The sequence below is a fragment of the Mycobacterium sp. NGS67 genome (assembly GCF_059812185.1).
Window position 1 is genome coordinate 64682 of the sequence record NZ_JCALCF010000020.1, and the last position, 16817, is coordinate 81498.

The following is a 16817-nucleotide window of genomic DNA, read 5'->3' on the forward strand; positions in this document are numbered from 1 at the left end:
GGGACGCACCGGATCCCCGTGAGCAGCCACCGGGCCGAACGTCTACTGGCACAGGCCGGTGGCCTCGGCGGTCTCATCTACTCGTCGCTGCCGGTGCTGGTGTTCGTGATCGCCTCCAGCGTCGCCGGACTGCTGCCCGCTATCGGCGCAGCTCTGGGCGCGGCGGCTCTGATCATGCTGTGGCGGCTGATCCGGCGGGAATCGGTGCAACCGGCCGTGTCCGGGTTCTTCGGAGTCGCCGTTTGCGCCTTGATCGCCTACCTGGTCGGGCAGTCCAAGGGCTACTTCCTGCTCGGCATCTGGATGTCGTTGGCGTGGGCCGTGGTGTTCGCGGTGTCGATACTGATCCGCCGGCCGGTGGTGGGTTACCTGTGGAGCTGGGCCAGCGGACGCGACAACAGTTGGCGCGGGGTGACGCGGGCGCTCTACGCGTTCGATCTGGCGACGCTGTGCTGGACGTTGGTGTTCGTCGCTCGGTTCGTCGTCCAAGGGCAGCTCTATGAGCTGGGCAAGACCGGTTGGCTCGGGGCGACTCGGATAGCGATGGGGTGGCCGCTGACCGCGCTGGCGGCGTTGGCGACGTATGCGGCGATCAAAACCGTGCTGCGCGCGACCGCGCAGGGTCCCGCCGAGACCGAGGCCGAGACCGAGCCCGAGACCGAGCCCGACGACGCGGATATCGACGGCAGGGCCGTCCTCGACTAGTCGACGCGGTCGGAAGCCGGCAGCAGCAACCCGCGCAGCTCCTCTTCCACCTCGGCGACCGCGACGAACAGCAACTCGTCACCGCCTTCCAGCGGTTCATCGCCCTGCGGCACGATCACCCGGGGTCCGCGCAGGATGGTCACCAGCGCGGCGTCGCGCGGTAGCCGCAGTTTGCGCACCGCTTTGCCGCCCCACGGCGTGTCGTCGGGCAGGGTGATCTCGACGAGATTGGCCTGACCCTTGCGGAACTCCATCAGCCGCACCAGATCGCCGACGGCGACCGCCTCTTCGATCAGCGAGGCCAGCATGCGCGGGGTGGAGACGGCCACGTCGACGCCCCAGGCATCGGTGAACAGCCATTCGTTGCGCGGGTCGTTGACCCGGGCCACCACCCGGGGCACCGCGAACTCGGTCTTGGCCAGCAGGCTGAGCACCACGTTGACCTTGTCGTCGCCGGTGGCGGCCACCACGACGTCGAAGTCCTCCAGGTGCATCTGCTCAAGCAGGCTCAGTTCGCAGGCGTCACCCAGCAGCCAGTGCGCGGCCGGGATGGCGTCGGTGTCCAGGTGGTCGGCGTTGCGCTCGATGAGCGTGACGTCGTGCGAGTTCGCGACGAGCTCACGGGTGACCGAGCGGCCGACGGCGCCCGCCCCGGCGACAGCTACCTTCATGCGCGCCTCATCTGTCCAGGTCCTCACTGGGCGGCAGCGCCGCGATGGCCACCGCTTCGGCGGCCCGGCCCGAGATGGCCGCGACGTAGACCTGGTCGCCGTCCTGCAAGACGGTCTTCGGCTCGGGCAGGACGCCTTTGCCGAACCGGATCAGGAACGCGACTCGCGCGTCGGTGGCCTGTTCGAGAGCGGTGACGCGGTGCCCCACCCAGTCCTCGTGCAGCACCACCTGGGCGACGGCGACGGTACCGGTCGGGTCCCGCCACTTCGCGGTCTCGGTCTCCTGCGTCAGGGCGTTCAGCAGCCGGTCGGTAGTCCACGGCACCGTGGCGATCGTCGGGATGCCGAGGCGTTCGTAGACCTCGGCGCGCTTGGCGTCATAGATCCGGGCGACCACGCGCCGCACACCGAAAGTCTCGCGGGCCAGCCGCGCGGAGATGATGTTCGAGTTGTCACCGGAGGACACGGCAGCGAACGCGTCGGCGCCTTCGATGCCCGCACGCAGCAGCACGTCCCGGTCGAAGCCCTGGCCGAGCACCCGGTCGCCGGCGAATTCCGGGCTGAGCCGGTTGAATGCGGCGCTGTCGCGGTCGATGACCGAGACGTCATGGCCGATCCGCGACAGTCCGTCCGCCACCGAAGACCCGACCCGGCCACAGCCCATCACAACCACCCGCACGTGGAGGTCCTTTCGGTTGTGTACTGCGTGGATTCCGGTCGTGAAGATTCTCGCCTACGGAACGCTACCGCCAAACCCGCGTGGGCTTACTCTTGGCTCTCGTGTCCAAACTTTCAACCGCTACGCGCCGGCTGCTCATCGGGCGGCCGTTTCGTAGCGACCGGCTGAGCCACACGCTGCTGCCGAAGCGGATCGCCCTGCCGGTGTTCGCCTCGGACGCGCTGTCTTCTGTGGCATATGCCCCCGAAGAGGTATTCCTGATGCTGTCGGTGGGTGGCCTGGCCGCGTACTCGCTGTCCCCGTGGATCGGGCTGGCGGTGGCCGCGGTCATGTTGGTGGTGGTGGCCAGCTACCGGCAGAACGTGCATGCCTACCCTTCCGGCGGCGGCGACTATGAGGTGGTGACCACCAACCTCGGGGCCAACGCGGGCCTGACCGTGGCGAGTGCCCTGATGGTGGATTACGTTCTCACCGTTGCGGTTTCGACGGCTTCGGCGATGTCGAACATCGGCTCGGCGGTTCCGTTGGTGGCTCACCACAAGGTGTGGTTCTGCGTGGGCGCGATCCTGCTGGTGACGGCGCTGAATCTGCGCGGAGTGCGGGAGTCCGGGCTGGCGTTCGCCATCCCCACCTACGCGTTCATCATCGGCATGGCCGGGATGCTGGGCTGGGGACTGTTCCGGATCGTGGTGTTGGGCGATCCGCTCAAAGCCGAATCCGCGGGATTCCAGATGCATTCCGAGCACGGTCAGATCGCCGGGTTCGCGTTGGTGTTCCTGATGGCGCGCGCGTTCTCCTCCGGCTGCGCGGCGCTGACCGGTGTGGAAGCGATCAGCAACGGGGTGCCCGCCTTCGAGAAACCGAAGTCGAAGAACGCCGCGACGACTCTGCTGATGCTGGGCGCCATCGCGGTGGCGTTGTTGATGGGCATCATCCTGCTCGCCAAGCGGATCGGGGTTCAGCTGGTCAGTGATCCCGCATCGCAGCTGTCCGGGACACCGGCCGGCTATTACCAGAAAACGCTGGTCACTCAGCTGGCGGAAACGGTCTTCGGCAACTTCCACATCGGCTTCGTCCTGATCACCGCCGTGACCGCACTGATCCTGGTGCTGGCGGCCAACACCGCGTTCAACGGCTTCCCGGTGCTGGGTTCGGTGCTGGCCCAGCACAGTTACCTGCCTCGCCAGTTCCACACCCGCGGCGACCGGCTGGCGTTCTCCAACGGCATCGCGTTCCTGTCGATATCGGCCCTGCTGGCGATCGTGGCTTTCCGGGCCGAGCTGTCCGCGCTGATCCAGCTGTACATCGTGGGTGTGTTCATTTCGTTCACGCTGAGCCAGATCGGCATGGTGCGGCACTGGACCAGGCTGCTGCGCACCGAGACCGACCAAGTGGCGCGTCGGCGCATGATGCGCTCGCGGGTCGTCAACACCATCGGGTTCATCGCGACGGGGACGGTGTTGCTGGTGGTCATGGTCACCAAGTTCCTGGCCGGGGCGTGGATCGCCCTGGTCACCATGGCGATGCTGTTCATGCTGATGAGGTTGATCCGCCGTCATTACGACGGGGTCAGCAGGGAACTGGCCGAGGAGGCAGCCGAGCACGGCGACGAGATCGTGCTGCCCAGCCGCAATCACGCGTTGGTGCTGGTGTCGAAACTGCACCTGCCCACGCTGCGCGCGCTCGCCTACGCGCGCGCGACCCGGCCCGACGTGCTCGAGGCCGTCACGGTCAGCGTCGACGAAGGCGAATCCAGGCAGTTGCAGCGTGAATGGGAGGAGAGCGACATCAGCATTCCGCTGAAGGTCATCGCTTCCCCGTACCGGGAGATCACCGGTCCGGTGCTGGAATACGTCAAGCGGCTCAGCAAGGAGTCGGTGCGCACCGTGGTCACGGTGTTCATCCCGGAGTATGTGGTGGGCCGGTGGTGGGAACAGTTGCTGCACAACCAGAGTGCGCTACGGCTCAAAGGGCGGCTGTTGTTCATGCCCGGGGTGATGGTGACTTCGGTTCCGTGGCAGCTGACTTCGTCGGATCGGGTCAAAGCGTTGCAACCGCAGTCGGCTCCCGGTGACGCGCGCCGGGGCATCTTCGATTGAATTCCGAATTCCCCTGTCGGGAAGCGCTTTTAACCACCGAAGCCGCAGCGAACGGCGGCAGCTGCATAGCGCATCATGACGGCCGGGTGGTCTTCGTTCGCTATGCCCTGCCGGGGGAACGGGTCCGGGTGCGGGTGACCGAGGAGCGTGGATCCTATTGGCACGCAGAGGTCATCGAGGTAGTCGAACCGTCGCCGGATCGCACCGAGTCGTTGTGCCCGATCGCCGGTGTGGACGGCGCCGGGTGTTGCGATCTGGCGTTTGCGCAGCCCGCGGCGGCCCGCGCGCTCAAGGCGGCGGTGGTGGCCAATCAGCTGGAACGGCTCGGCGGGCACGAATGGTCGGGGACGGCGGAGCCGTTGTCGGAGAGCGTCACCGGGTGGCGTACCCGCGTTCGGCTGCAAGTCGGAGCGGACGGACGCCCCGGGTTTCACCGCTACCACAGCGACGAACTTGTCACCGATCTGCACTGCGGGCAACTGCCCACCGAGATGCTGGACGGGCTGGATCACCCCGACTGGCCGCGGGGGGCGCACCTGCATGTCGCCGTCGACGACGACGGGCAACGACACGTGGTGCGCACCGTGCGGCAGGGTAAGCGGACCGTCGCCAAGGTGATCGAAGGCGACTACCACGCGGTACAGCGGGTCGGGACGCGAAGCTGGCGGGTGCCGGTGACCGCGTTCTGGCAGTCGCATCGCGACGCCGCGCGGGTGTACAGCGCCCTGATCGCGGACTGGTCGGGTGTGGGTTCTGGGATGACGGCCTGGGACCTCTACGGCGGGGCCGGAGTTTTCGCCGCGCAGCTCGCTGCCGCGGTGGGGGAGTCCGGCCGGGTGCTGACGGTCGACACCTCGCGGGGCGCGACCGGAGCGGCGCGTGCCGCGCTGGCTGACCTACCCCAGGTCGACGTCGTCACCGATTCGGTGCGACGGGTGCTGGCGGCCCGGGACATGACTGCCGACGTCGCGGTGCTGGACCCGCCCCGAACGGGCGCCGGACGCGAGTTGATCGACCTGCTGGCCGCGGCCGGAGTGCCCCGGATCGTTCATATCGGCTGTGAGGCAGCGTCTTTCGCGCGTGACGTCGGCCTCTACCGAGGGCACGGCTATGTCGCCGAGGCGATCAGGGTTTTCGACGCGTTCCCGCTGACACATCACGTGGAATGCGTCGCGTTGCTGACCCGCTAGACTCCGTCGCGGTGTGCCGGGAAGTCTGGTCGGCGCTGTCGTTGTCGACCGACCGGAAGGCTTCCCCGCTGTGAGCGAGACTCTGCGCTACGCGCTGATCGTCTTGTTCTGCAGCGCCGTCGGATTGGTTGCCGTGCTCGCCAACCGTCTCACCGAGAAGGTGAAAGTCCCAGTGGCTCTGCTGGTACTGCTCGGTGCTGCCGCCGCGGTGCGGCTGGTGCCCGCGGTGCAGCCGCCGTCCGAACGGACCGTGGAACGGGTGCTCACCATCGCGCTGGTCTTGGTGTTGTTCGACGGGGGAATGCACATCGGAGCGGCGCGCTTCCGGGCCGCGATGGTCCCGATCCTCTCGGTCGGCGTCATCGGTACCGCCCTGACCGCTGCCGGTGCGGCGGTGCTGTTGCACTACACATGCGGAATCAGTTGGTACGCAGCGGCACTGGTGGCCACCGCGGTGGCCCCCACCGACCCGGCGGTCGTCTTCTCGGTCCTGGGCAAACGTGAGATCGCCGGCCGCAGCAGCACCATCCTGGAGGGTGAATCCGGTGCCAACGATCCGGTCGGCATCTCGTTGCTGAGCAGTCTGATCGCCGCCGGTGGCCTCAGCGCGGCCGGATTCGCCCGCGTAGGAACCGAATTCGCGCTGCAGATGGCGATCGGCCTGGCGGTGGGGGTGATCGGCGGGCGGGCCCTGCTCGTGTTCATGCGGCGGGTGGCGCTGCCCAGCGAAGGGCTGTACTCGCTACGTACGTTGGCGTCCTGCCTGATGTTGTACGGGCTCGCCACGCTGGCGCACGGATCGGGTTTCCTGGCGGTCTTCGTCGCCGGCATCGTGATCGGGGACGCGCGGGCACCCCACAAACCCGACATCAAGCGATTCCACGCCGCCCTGGCCGGGCTGGCGGAAATAGTCGCGTTCGCGGTGTTGGGTTTGACTGTGAACGTCGACGTGCTGGTCCGGCCCGAGGTATGGATTCCCGGGTTGATCCTGGGGGTGGCCCTGACGGTGCTGATCCGACCACTGGCGGTGGGCGCCTGCCTGGTTCCCGTCGACCTGGCGCGCAACGAGCGACTCTTCATTCTCTTCGCGGGCCTCAAGGGTGCGGTCCCGATTCTGCTGGGTGAGTTCCTGCGGGCGGCTCATGTGCCCGACGCCGAACGCCTCTACGGCATCGTGGTGGTTGTCGTCGCCTTCTCCGTGCTGGTGCAGGGCAGCTCGGTGCCCGGCGTCGCGCGACTGCTGCGGCTGCCCATGCGGACCGTGGAACCGCAACCGTGGGAGATCGGTGTCCGCCTCCAGGACGAACCGGAAGGCGTCCATCGCCTGCACGTCGCGGCCGGCTCGGCTGCCGAGGGATGCACCATCGAAGGTCTCGGCGACCGGGTCGGCGACATCTGGGTCAGCATCGTGGTGCGCAACACCGGACTGGTGCCGGTGCGCGGCGACACCGAACTGCGGGCCGGCGACGAGGTCGTCGTACTGGCCGACCCCGACCTGCGCGGCTCCTTGGCCGAAGTGTTCGGCGCTTCGTAGGAGTGTCGCTCTCGTGCCTGCTGCGTAGACTGGCCTGATGCTCGAACAGATCCGGGGGCCCGCCGATCTGCAGCACCTTTCCCAACAGCAACTTCGCGACCTGGCGCAGGAAATCCGCGAGTTCCTGATCCACAAGGTTGCTGCCACCGGGGGACATCTCGGCCCGAACCTCGGTGTCGTCGAGCTGACGCTCGCGCTGCACCGGGTGTTCGATTCGCCGCACGACCCGATCATCTTCGACACCGGTCATCAGGCCTACGTGCACAAGATGCTGACCGGGCGCGCGCAGGATTTCGAGACCTTGCGCAAGAAGGGCGGCCTGTCGGGTTATCCGTCGCGGGCCGAGAGTGAGCACGACTGGGTGGAGTCCAGCCACGCCAGCGCGGCGCTGTCCTACGCCGACGGCCTGGCCAAGGCGTTCGAACTGACCGGGCACCGCAACCGGCACGTGGTCGCGATCGTCGGCGACGGCGCGCTCACCGGCGGCATGTGCTGGGAGGCACTGAACAACATCGCCGCTTCGAACCGGCCGGTGATCGTCGTCGTCAACGACAACGGACGCAGCTACGCCCCGACCATCGGCGGCGTCGCCGATCACCTGGCCACGCTTCGATTGCAGCCGGCCTACGAACAGCTGCTGGAGCGTGGCCGCAACGCGATGCGGTCGGTGCCGCTGGTCGGCGAGGCCGCCTACCACCTCATGCACAGCGTCAAAGCCGGCATCAAGGACTCCCTGGCGCCGCAACTGCTGTTCACCGACCTCGGTTTGAAGTACGTCGGCCCGGTCGACGGTCACGACGAGCGTGCGGTGGAGGTCGCGCTGCGTAGCGCCCGCGGCTTCGGCGGCCCGGTGATCGTGCACGTCGTCACCCGCAAGGGGATGGGTTACGGCCCCGCCGAGGCCGACGAGGCCGAGCAGATGCACTCGACGGGACCGCTGGACCCGCTGACCGGCCTGTCCACCAAGGTCGCCGGGCCCGGATGGACCGCGTCGTTCGCCGACGCGCTGATCGCGATCGGCCGCACCCGGCGCGACGTGGTCGCCATCACCGCCGCGATGCCCGGTCCCACCGGGTTGAAGGCGTTCGGGGAAGCCTTCCCGGACCGCTTGTTCGACGTCGGCATCGCCGAGCAGCACGCGATGACATCGGCGGCCGGGCTGGCGATGGGCGGCATCCACCCGGTGGTGGCGATCTATTCGACGTTCCTGAACCGGGCGTTCGACCAGATCATGATGGACGTGGCGCTGCACAAGCTGCCGGTCACGATGGTGCTCGACCGCGCCGGTGTCACCGGCAACGACGGCCCGAGCCACAACGGCATGTGGGACTTGTCCATCCTGGGCGTCGTGCCCGGCATGCGGGTGGCCGCCCCGCGCGACGCCGCCCGGCTTCGGGAGGAACTCGGCGAAGCCCTGGATGTCGACGACGGACCGACGGCGTTGCGCTTCCCGAAAGGCGATGTGGGCGAGGACATTCCGGCCCTGGAACGGCGGGGCGCGGGTCTTGCGGGGGTGGACGTGCTGGCGCTCCCGGCCGCGGGCCTGAACAAGGATGTGCTGCTGGTCGCGGTCGGCCCGTTCGCGTCGATGGCCCTCGCGGTCGCCAAGCGACTGCACAAGCAGGGCATCGGCGTGACGGTGATCGACCCGCGCTGGGTGTTGCCGGTGCCGGAGGTGTTGCGCGAGTTGGCAGTTGAGCACAAGCTGCTGGTGACGTTGGAGGACAACGGGGTGGCCGGCGGTATCGGTTCCGCGGTGTCGGCGGCGTTGCGGCGTGCCGACGTCGACGTCCCGTGCCGCGATGTCGGGTTGCCGCAGGACTTCTACGACCATGCGTCGCGGGGCGAGGTGCTGGCCGATCTGGGACTCACCGACCAGGATGTGGCTCGCCGGATCACGGGTTGGGTTGCCGCACTGGCGAGTTCGCCGGTGGAGCAGACGAAGATCAGCGAGCAGCTCGACTAACTTTCCGGTTGCGCTGCCCGCAGCACCGCCGCGCTCAGCACCGGCACTACAAGTTCGCGCTGCCACGGCCGGGCCTGCCCGGCGCGCAGATATCCCTCGGTGACCGCGACCGCATCGGTGGTGCCGGACGCCGGCGCCAATGTGTCCCATTCCCAGCACAGCCGTCGCACCAGGTCGGGGGCGATCAGGTTCTCCGCCGGGATCTGTACCCGCTCCGACAATTCGGCCAGCCCCGCACGGGCCGCCTCCAACCGGGCGGCCGCATCGGGTTTGCGCCGGCTCCACCGCGCCGGCGGCGGCGGACCGTACGGCGCATCCGCCACCTGCGGCGGATCCGGGTTCGCCCGCGCTTTCTGCAACGCCGACAGCCACATCGAGGCGTTGCGACGCTGGTTGCGCCCGCCGAATATCGGCAGTGCGGTCAGGTCGTCGACCGTTGCCGGGTCGGCGATGGCGGCGTCGATGATGGCCGAATCCGGCAGGATCCGCCGCGGCGCGATGTCGCGGCGCTCGGCGATCCGGTCGCGGGTGGTCCACAATTCCCGCACCGCGGCCAGCGCCCGTCGATCATGCACCTTGTGGATGCCCGACGTGCGCCGCCAGCGGTCCCGGCGGGTGATCGGGGCCACCCGGTCCTCGAACGTTCTCAGATACTCGAATTCCTGTGCGGCCCAATCGGTTTTGCCCTGCTGCGCCAAGATGTCGGAGATCGCCGCGCGCAGCTCGATGAGCAGTTCGACGTCCAGGGCGGCGTAGTTGAGCCACGCCGGGGGCAGCGGCCGTTTGGACCAGTCGGCCGCACCGTGCCCCTTGGCCAGTCCCTGGCTGAGCAGCCGTTCGACCATGGTGGCCAGGTTCACCCGGTCGAAGCCGGCCAGCCGTCCGGCCAGTTCGGTGTCGTAGAGCGCCGGCGGCCGTAGACCGACCTCGGCCAGGCAGGGCAGATCCTGATCCGCGGAGTGCAGAATCCATTCGTCCTGCCCGAGCACCTCGGCGACCGGCTGCAGCACCGTCAGGGGGTCACCGCCATGACTGACCGGGTCGATGAGCACGGTGCCGGCGCCGGAGCGCCGGATCTGGATCAGATAGGCCCGGTTGGAGTACCGGAAACCCGAAGCCCGTTCGGCGTCCACCGCGAACGGGCCGCGTCCGCGGTCCAATTGCGCTGCGGCCGAGGCGATCTGGCGGGCGGTGACGGAGAGGTCGGGCATGCCGTCGGCCGGGTGCAACAGCGGGGTGGGCTCGGGTTCGGTGCCACCCGGCGGATCAGTCTCCGCAGGCATGTCAGGCGCGTGACCGTGAGCTCAGGTCGGTGACTCCCGCCGGCGGCAGACCCGCCGCGTGCTCCAGCACATCGCAGAACGCCTGGACGTGGCTGCTCACGTCCGGGGTGGTGGCCGTCCAGGATGCGCGCAGTTCCAGCTGGTGCGCGCGAGGCGGACCGGAGATGTCGCCGTAGCGGACCGACGTGGTCGCGGTGACGGTGCCGCCGAGCGCGGTCATGTGTTCGGTGTGCGAATCCAGCGCCTCGGACAGCCAGCTCCATGCGACTTCCGGCAGCAGCGGGTCGATGGCCTCGTGCGAGTCCAGGTCGGCCTGGATGTAGGCGACCAGCCGCAAGGTGCCGTCCCAGGCGTCGGAGCCTTCCGGGTCATACAGCAGGATCAGCCGACCGAAGGCGTCGCCCTCGGACCGCTCGGGGACGATGTCGAGTTCGGGGTGTTTGACTTCGGCCCCCAGCGCGTAGCTGTAGGGCGCCAGGCGCTGCGGGGGACGGATGGGGCCCAGCTCGATCTCTGAACGCACGGTGACGGCGTTCATCGCCGCGACCGCCTCGCGGAACGGTTGGGGTTCGGCCGAGGTCATGAACGCAGCTCCAGCTCTAAGCCGCGCTTCGCATCGTTGTGGGCCCGCCTCACAGCTTCCGACGGTAGACCCATCGTCCAACCAGCGAAATCAGGCGCGCCGATCCGCACTCAGCTGTCGCGGCGTTCATTGAAGCGGGCGGGCCGCTTTTCCCGGTGCGCGGCCAGGCCTTCGCGCACGTCGGGGCCGGCGAACCCGATGAATTCCAGGCCGAGGGAGGTCTCGAACGCGGGTGCGAACATGCGGTACCAGTGATTGAGGCTGTGTTTGGTCCAGCGGATCGCGTTCTGGGCGCCGTCCGCGAGGTTCTCCGCGAGCCGCGTTGCGGTGGCCAGCACGTCGCCGTCGTCGACGCAGGTCGAGACCAGGCCGATGCGCTCGGCCTCTTCGCCGTCGAGCGGTTCGCAGGTGAGCAGGTAGTACTTGGCTTTGGCCATGCCGGCCAGCAGCGGCCAGCAGATCGCGGCGTGGTCGCCTGCCGCCACGCCCAGCTTGGTGTGTCCGTCGATGATCTTCGCCGACCGGCCCGCCACCGAGATGTCGGCGAGCAGCGCCACCACCAGTCCGGCGCCGACGGCCGGGCCGGTGATCGCCGACACCACCGGCTTGCCGAAGTTGACCAGGTTGAGCACCAGGTCGCGGGCCTCGCGCATGATGCGCAGCCGGCCCTCGTAGTCGTTGATGGTCTCGTCGATCAACTCGAAGCTGCCGCCCGAGGAGAACGCCCTGCCTTCGCCGCGGACCAGCACCACCCGCACCGCGGGGTCGCGGTCGATCACCGGCCAGATGTCGGCGAGGTCGCGGTGCATCTGCGGGCCAACCGAGTTCAGTCCGGGTGCGTCGAGCACCAGGTTGAGCAGGCCGTTACCGGTGAGTTCGCAGCGCAGGCTGGGGAAGTCGTCGTAGGTGGCGGGCATTGGCGTGATGTTACGGGCCGGGCCGCCGCGGCCGCGTGGCAGCATTGATGCCGATGAGTACCCGTCGTGACCTTCCGCAGTCGCCCTACCTGGCCGCGGTCGCCGGTCGTAAGCCCACCCGCACACCGGTGTGGTTCATGCGGCAGGCCGGGCGTTCGCTGCCCGAGTACCGGGCGTTGCGGGAACGGCACAGCATGCTGGCGGCCTGCTTCGAGCCCGAGGTGGCATGCGAGATCACGTTGCAGCCGATTCGCCGCTACGGCACCGACGCGGCGATCCTGTTCTCCGACATCGTGGTGCCGTTGCGCGCGGCCGGCATCGACCTGGACATCGTTCCCGACGTGGGGCCGGTGATCGCCGACCCGATCCGCACGACCGCAGACATCGAAGCCATGAAACCCCTTGATGCGCAAGCGATTCAGCCGGTGCTGGATGCTGTCGGCCTGCTGGTGGCGGCATTGGGTGACGTTCCGCTGATCGGGTTCGCCGGGGCACCGTTCACGTTGGCGTCCTATCTGGTCGAGGGCGGGCCGAGCCGCAACCATGCCCGCACTAAAGCGATGATGCTGGCCGAACCGGCCAACTGGCATGCGTTGATGACCAGGCTGACCGACCTGACCATCGAGTTTCTGCGCGGCCAGATCGGTGCCGGCGTGGACGCGATCCAGCTGTTCGACTCGTGGGCCGGGACGCTGTCGCTGGCCGACTACCGCGAGTACGTGCTGCCGCACAGCGCGCGCGTGTTCGCCACGCTGGCCGAACATGACGTGCCGATGACGCACTTCGGGGTCGGCACCGCGGAATTGCTGGGCGCGATGTCGGAGGCGGTGCAGCCGGGACGTGCTCGCGCGGTCGGGGTGGATTGGCGGACCTCGTTGAGTGACGCCGCCGCCCGGGTCGTTCCCGGCACGGCGCTGCAGGGAAACCTCGATCCGGTGGTGGTGCTGGCCGGCTGGGCGGTGACCGAGCGGGTGGCGCGGGCCGTCGTCGACGACGGGCGCCGCGCCGTCGATGCCGGGGCTGCGGGACATGTCTTCAACCTCGGTCACGGTGTGCTGCCGGAGACCGATCCCGGTGTGCTGACCGAGTTGGTGTCGCTGGTCCACTCGCTATGACAGCCCGCTCGTATTGCGTTGTGGGCGGCGGCATTTCGGGGCTGACGGCAGCGTACCGACTGCGGTTGGCCGATGCCGATGCGGACATCACGCTGTTCGACCCGGCAGACCGGCTCGGCGGGGTGCTGCGGACCGAGCTGGTGGGCGGGCAGCCGATGGACCTGGGCGCCGAGGCGTTCGTGCTGCGTCGTCCCGAGATGCCGGCGCTGCTGGCCGAACTGGGCCTGTCGGATCAGCAGCGGGCCAGCACCGGGGTGCGGCCGCTGATTTACAGCGGGCGACGGTTGAATCCTTTGCCGTCGGACACGGTGGCCGGGATCCCCTCGTCGGCCGCCTCAGTGGTGGGTCTGGTCGACGAGGCGACGGTCGCGCGCATCGAAGCCGAACCCGAACGGGCATTGCGCTGGACCCCGGGCAGCGACCCGGCGGTGGCCGAGTTGGTGGCCGACCGGTTCGGCGAGCAGGTGGTAGCCCGGTCGGTGGACCCGCTGCTGGGCGGGGTGTACGCGGGCTCGGCGGCGACCATCGGGTTGCGCGCGGCGGTTCCCGGCGTGGCGGCGGCGCTGGACCGCGGTGCGGCCAGCCTGACCGAGGCGTTACGGGGCGTCTTGCCGCCGGCCGGCGGCGGACCGGTGTTCGGCTCGCTGCGAGGCGGCTACCAGGTGCTGCTCGACGAGCTGGTCAAGCGCAGCGGCGTCCGGTGGGTTCGGGCCGGGATCGACGCGCTGGAACCGGGCTGGACGTTGCGCGATTCGACCGGTGGCTGTTGGCAGGCCGACGGCGTAATTCTGGCGGTTCCGGCGGCGGAGGTCGCGCGTCTGGTTCAGACGGTGGCCCCTTCCGCGTCGTCGGCCGCCTCCCGGATCCTGACGGCCTCGTCGGTGGTCGTAGCGCTCGCGGTACCGGCCGAGACCCCGTTCCCACAGTCGTCCGGTGTGCTGGTCGCCACCGGAGAACGCTTGCGCGCCAAGGCGATCACGTTGTCGTCGCGCAAATGGGGGATGGCAGGGGAGGTGCAGCTGTTGCGGCTGTCGTTCGGACGATTCGGCGACGACCTCGCTGTGCGAGCGTCTGATGACGAGCTGCTGGGTTGGGCGCTGAGCGACCTGGTCGACGTGTTCGATCTGTCCGTCGAATTGCTCGACGCCCGGGTGCAGCGCTGGATCGACGCCATGCCGCAGTACGGGCCCGGGCATGCCGGACTGATCGCCGAGTTGCGCGCCGGCCTGCCGCCGACACTGGCCGTGGCGGGCAGCTATCTGGACGGGATCGGTGTGCCGGCCTGCATCGGGGCGGCCGGCCGGGCGGTCGCCAGCGTGATGGCACCATAGAAGGCATGTCACGCCTCGACTTCGACGCCCTCAACGCCACCATCCGCTACCTGATGTTCTCGGTGTTCTCGGTGAAGGCAGGCGAGTTGGGCGAGGACCGCGAAGCCGTCGTCGACGAAACCGCCACCTTCATCAAGCAGCAGGAGGAACGCGGCGTCGTGGTCCGCGGTCTCTACGACGTCGCGGGTCTGCGCGCCGACGCCGACTTCATGATCTGGACCCACGCCGAGCGGGTCGAAGCGCTGCAGGCGACCTACGCCGACTTCCGGCGCACCACCACGCTGGGTCGCGCGTGCACGCCGGTGTGGAGCAGCGTGGCGTTGCACCGCCCGGCTGAGTTCAACAAGAGCCACATTCCCGCGTTCCTGGCCGGTGAGGACCCCGGCAACTACATCTGCGTGTATCCGTTCGTGCGGTCCTACGAGTGGTACCTGCTGCCCGACGAGGAGCGGCGCCGCATGCTGGCCGAGCACGGGATGGCCGCGCGGGAGTACAAGGACGTTCGCGCCAACACGGTGCCCGCGTTCGCGTTGGGCGACTACGAGTGGATCCTGGCCTTCGAGGCGCCCGAACTGGACCGCATCGTCGACCTGATGCGCGAACTGCGCGCCACCGACGCCCGGCGGCACACCCGGGAGGAGACGCCTTTCTTCACCGGGCCGCGGGTGGGGGTCGAGCAATTGGTCAACGCGCTGCCCTGACGCGCCGGCCGAGGGTGAATTCCACGACGAGACACGCCGATTGCGTGTCGCCAGATTCCCACTCGGCGCAGCAGCCGGCTAGGGGGCCTCAAGCCTGGTCCGGGACCAACCGCAGCGAGATCGAGTTGCTGCGATTGCCGAGGTCTGCATAGTGTCGCGACAACCTCGGCCCCTGCCCGTTCCCGGCCGAAGGTGGCAACGCCGAATAAAGTTGCCAATTTTGACAACAAGCGCATGCAAAAACCTGTAGAACTCTCTCTCAGCAAATAGCAGAAGATTGGGGGAGAGTTCGGTGACGCAGATCGCGGGGGCGTATTACGGGTTCGATGTGTCGCACCTGGACGAGCACTGCCGATGGATGGTGCGCGCGGGCCGCGCGCCGAGAACGGTCCGCGTTCGCAGAATGCAGATGCAGTACCTCGCGGACTACCTTGGACGCGATCCGGTCGACGCGACGCAGTTCGAGCTGGAGGATTGGCAGGACAGCTTGCCGCTGGAGCAGCTGCGGTTCAAGACGTCCGTGATACGCCCGTACTTCGATTACCTGCATAAGCGGGGCATACGTCCCGACAATCCGGCGGCGCTGCTGGTCACGCCGAAGGCGAAGCGAGGCATTCCACGGCCGATCGCATTCGACGTTATGGAACGCGCGATCCGCACAGCTCCGGCGCGTCTGCAGGCGTGGCTGGTCCTCGCGGCGTACGGCGGATTGAGAGCGAAAGAGATCGCCTACCTTGAGCGGGCGTGTTTCGAAGCCGCTCCGGGCGGCGGGGTGTTCATCCGGCTGTCGCGCACGAAGGGGGAGCGCGAGCGAATGTCGGCGCTGCCGCGGTGGGCGTGGGATTGGATTCAACCGGCGTTAGCGGAGACGGGGCTGTGCTTCCGTCGCGAGCGGGGATCGGGGCCGGTGACGCCGCAGCAGGTGTCCCAGCAGTGCAACGACTGGCTCCACAAGAGCGGCACCAGGTCGACGTTGCACACGCTGCGCCACTGGGCGGCCTCATCCGGCATCGAGGTCGAAGACATTCGCGTGGTCCAGGAATTCATGGGACACGCCAGCCCCGTGACCACCGCCGTCTACACCCGAGTGCAGCCGAAGCGGATCGCAGCGATGGTCAACAGCTTTCCAGCGCTGGACCTCGGCCGGCCACCCATTGAGCTCAATCCGTTCCGCGGGGCGGCGTGACACGCGCAGAATCGAGCAACCCCATCACAATGACAACGGAGAGGAATTGATCGCGATGCGTGATCAGATATTCAAGCTGGCGGGAGCCGCCGTGCTGTTTGCTGCGGCCACACTGACGGTGAACGCACCGACAGCGCACGCTGCCGGGCAATGCACCGACAGGACCAACGCCCAGGCCCACCAGGCATGCATCGCGAACATGGGCGGCCAGTGCGGCGGCATCGGAATGTTCGGTGCGTCCCACATGACCTGCAACTACCCCGATGGTTCACGCGATGAATGCGACTGGCACATGACCAGCCTCACCACTACGGCCGGTTCTTGCACATGGTTCCCGAACTCGCCAGACTTCCCCATCGACCCGCAGCCGGAAAACCCGGCGCCGTGATGATCAACACCGAATGGATGAGTTCGGAGCGCGACGACGAGCGCCTGGAAATCCGCGACGCCTGGGCCGCGCTGCCCGAAGCGATCAATCGCCTTGATCCATTCCGTGCCGCGGCGTAGGTGTAGCTGGTATGGAGTTGGTGTTTTTCCTGCTGGTATGTGGTCTGGTCGCGCTGGCGATCGCCCGATCCAAAGACACACCGGCCGTCCAGGCGTTCATCGTCGGCACGCTGCTCGGCCCGATCGGCATCATCATCGTGGCCTGTGCGAAACCTGGCCTTCCGAAACCGCCAGACGGTATGCGCGCGGTGAAGTGCCCGCGCTGCAACGCAATCCAGAACGTCTACGAGGGGCAGCCAGAGTACGAGTGTTGGCAATGCAAAGCCCTGCATAGGGCGGGTTAACAGTGACAGATGAAGCGTTCTTTTCCGATGATGGCCATTACCCGCCGCGGCGGGACCGTGGGCTCC

Annotated in this window: 15 protein-coding genes and 1 pseudogene; 11 read left to right on the forward strand and 5 right to left on the reverse strand. The window is 68.1% G+C overall.

From position 1 onward, the window contains the following. Nucleotides 1-12: 12 nt before the first annotated feature. Nucleotides 13-705 (forward strand): DUF3159 domain-containing protein, encoded by a 693-nt coding sequence (locus AC5Y4D_RS18675; protein WP_499946298.1) that lies wholly within the window; start codon nt 13-15, stop codon nt 703-705. Here the strand turns inward: AC5Y4D_RS18675 and AC5Y4D_RS18680 are convergent. Both AC5Y4D_RS18680 and AC5Y4D_RS18685 read right to left on the reverse strand, forming a co-directional pair. Then, nucleotides 702-1376 (reverse strand): potassium channel family protein, encoded by a 675-nt coding sequence (locus AC5Y4D_RS18680; protein ID WP_499946265.1) that lies wholly within the window; start codon nt 1374-1376, stop codon nt 702-704. The two genes, AC5Y4D_RS18675 and AC5Y4D_RS18680, sit on opposite strands and share 4 nt — an antisense overlap. 7 nt (nt 1377-1383) lie before the next feature. Next, nucleotides 1384-2055, reverse strand: coding sequence for a potassium channel family protein (locus tag AC5Y4D_RS18685; RefSeq protein ID WP_499946264.1), 672 nt, complete (start codon nt 2053-2055; stop codon nt 1384-1386). 101 nt (nt 2056-2156) lie between these two features. Between AC5Y4D_RS18685 and AC5Y4D_RS18690 the strand changes: the two genes are divergently transcribed. The 4 genes from AC5Y4D_RS18690 (at nt 2157) to dxs (ending at nt 8844) form a co-directional block, all read left to right on the forward strand. Then, on the forward strand, nt 2157-4154 hold the full coding sequence (locus AC5Y4D_RS18690) for an APC family permease (protein WP_499946263.1): 1998 nt from the start codon (nt 2157-2159) through the stop codon (nt 4152-4154). Then, the gene (locus AC5Y4D_RS18695; RefSeq protein WP_499946262.1) at nt 4151-5344 is read left to right on the forward strand and encodes a class I SAM-dependent RNA methyltransferase; all 1194 of its coding nucleotides are present in this window, start codon (nt 4151-4153) and stop codon (nt 5342-5344) included. Before AC5Y4D_RS18690 ends, AC5Y4D_RS18695 begins: the two co-directional genes overlap by 4 nt. 70 nt (nt 5345-5414) lie before the next feature. Next, the gene (locus AC5Y4D_RS18700) at nt 5415-6878 is read left to right on the forward strand and encodes a cation:proton antiporter domain-containing protein (RefSeq protein ID WP_499946261.1); all 1464 of its coding nucleotides are present in this window, start codon (nt 5415-5417) and stop codon (nt 6876-6878) included. A 37-nt stretch (nt 6879-6915) separates the two neighbouring features. Further along, nucleotides 6916-8844, forward strand: coding sequence for a 1-deoxy-D-xylulose-5-phosphate synthase (gene dxs, locus AC5Y4D_RS18705; RefSeq protein WP_499946260.1), 1929 nt, complete (start codon nt 6916-6918; stop codon nt 8842-8844). Here dxs and AC5Y4D_RS18710 read toward each other — a convergent pair. From AC5Y4D_RS18710 to AC5Y4D_RS18720, 3 genes and pseudogenes are all read right to left on the reverse strand, one after another. Next, a complete protein-coding gene (locus AC5Y4D_RS18710) occupies nt 8841-10127 on the reverse strand; it encodes an HRDC domain-containing protein (protein ID WP_499946259.1) in 1287 nt (428 codons plus the stop codon). The genes dxs and AC5Y4D_RS18710 overlap by 4 nt on opposite strands. Nucleotide 10128: 1 nt before the next feature. Then, nucleotides 10129-10784: pseudogene (locus AC5Y4D_RS18715) on the reverse strand (DUF3000 domain-containing protein). A 36-nt stretch (nt 10785-10820) separates the two neighbouring features. Then, nucleotides 10821-11627, reverse strand: a complete 807-nt coding sequence (locus tag AC5Y4D_RS18720) for an enoyl-CoA hydratase/isomerase family protein (protein WP_499946258.1) — start codon at nt 11625-11627, stop codon at nt 10821-10823. A 53-nt stretch (nt 11628-11680) separates the two neighbouring features. On the opposite strand from AC5Y4D_RS18720, the gene hemE reads away from it, so the two are divergent. From hemE to AC5Y4D_RS18750, 6 genes are all read left to right on the forward strand, one after another. Continuing rightward, on the forward strand, nt 11681-12742 hold the full coding sequence (hemE, locus tag AC5Y4D_RS18725) for a uroporphyrinogen decarboxylase (protein WP_499946257.1): 1062 nt from the start codon (nt 11681-11683) through the stop codon (nt 12740-12742). Then, nucleotides 12739-14073, forward strand: a complete 1335-nt coding sequence (locus AC5Y4D_RS18730) for a protoporphyrinogen oxidase (RefSeq protein WP_500037859.1) — start codon at nt 12739-12741, stop codon at nt 14071-14073. Before hemE ends, AC5Y4D_RS18730 begins: the two co-directional genes overlap by 4 nt. A 5-nt stretch (nt 14074-14078) precedes the next feature. Further along, nucleotides 14079-14774 (forward strand): hydrogen peroxide-dependent heme synthase, encoded by a 696-nt coding sequence (gene hemQ / locus AC5Y4D_RS18735; RefSeq protein WP_499946255.1) that lies wholly within the window; start codon nt 14079-14081, stop codon nt 14772-14774. A 292-nt stretch (nt 14775-15066) separates the two neighbouring features. Further along, the gene (locus tag AC5Y4D_RS18740; RefSeq protein WP_500037860.1) at nt 15067-15960 is read left to right on the forward strand and encodes a tyrosine-type recombinase/integrase; all 894 of its coding nucleotides are present in this window, start codon (nt 15067-15069) and stop codon (nt 15958-15960) included. Nucleotides 15961-16006: 46 nt separating this feature from the next. Next, nucleotides 16007-16348 carry a hypothetical protein gene (locus AC5Y4D_RS18745; protein ID WP_500037861.1) on the forward strand — a complete coding sequence of 114 codons (342 nt, stop codon included), beginning with the start codon at nt 16007-16009 and terminating at the stop codon, nt 16346-16348. Between the two features lie 130 nt (nt 16349-16478). After that, nucleotides 16479-16751 carry a hypothetical protein gene (locus tag AC5Y4D_RS18750; protein WP_500037862.1) on the forward strand — a complete coding sequence of 91 codons (273 nt, stop codon included), beginning with the start codon at nt 16479-16481 and terminating at the stop codon, nt 16749-16751. Nucleotides 16752-16817: the final 66 nt, after the last annotated feature.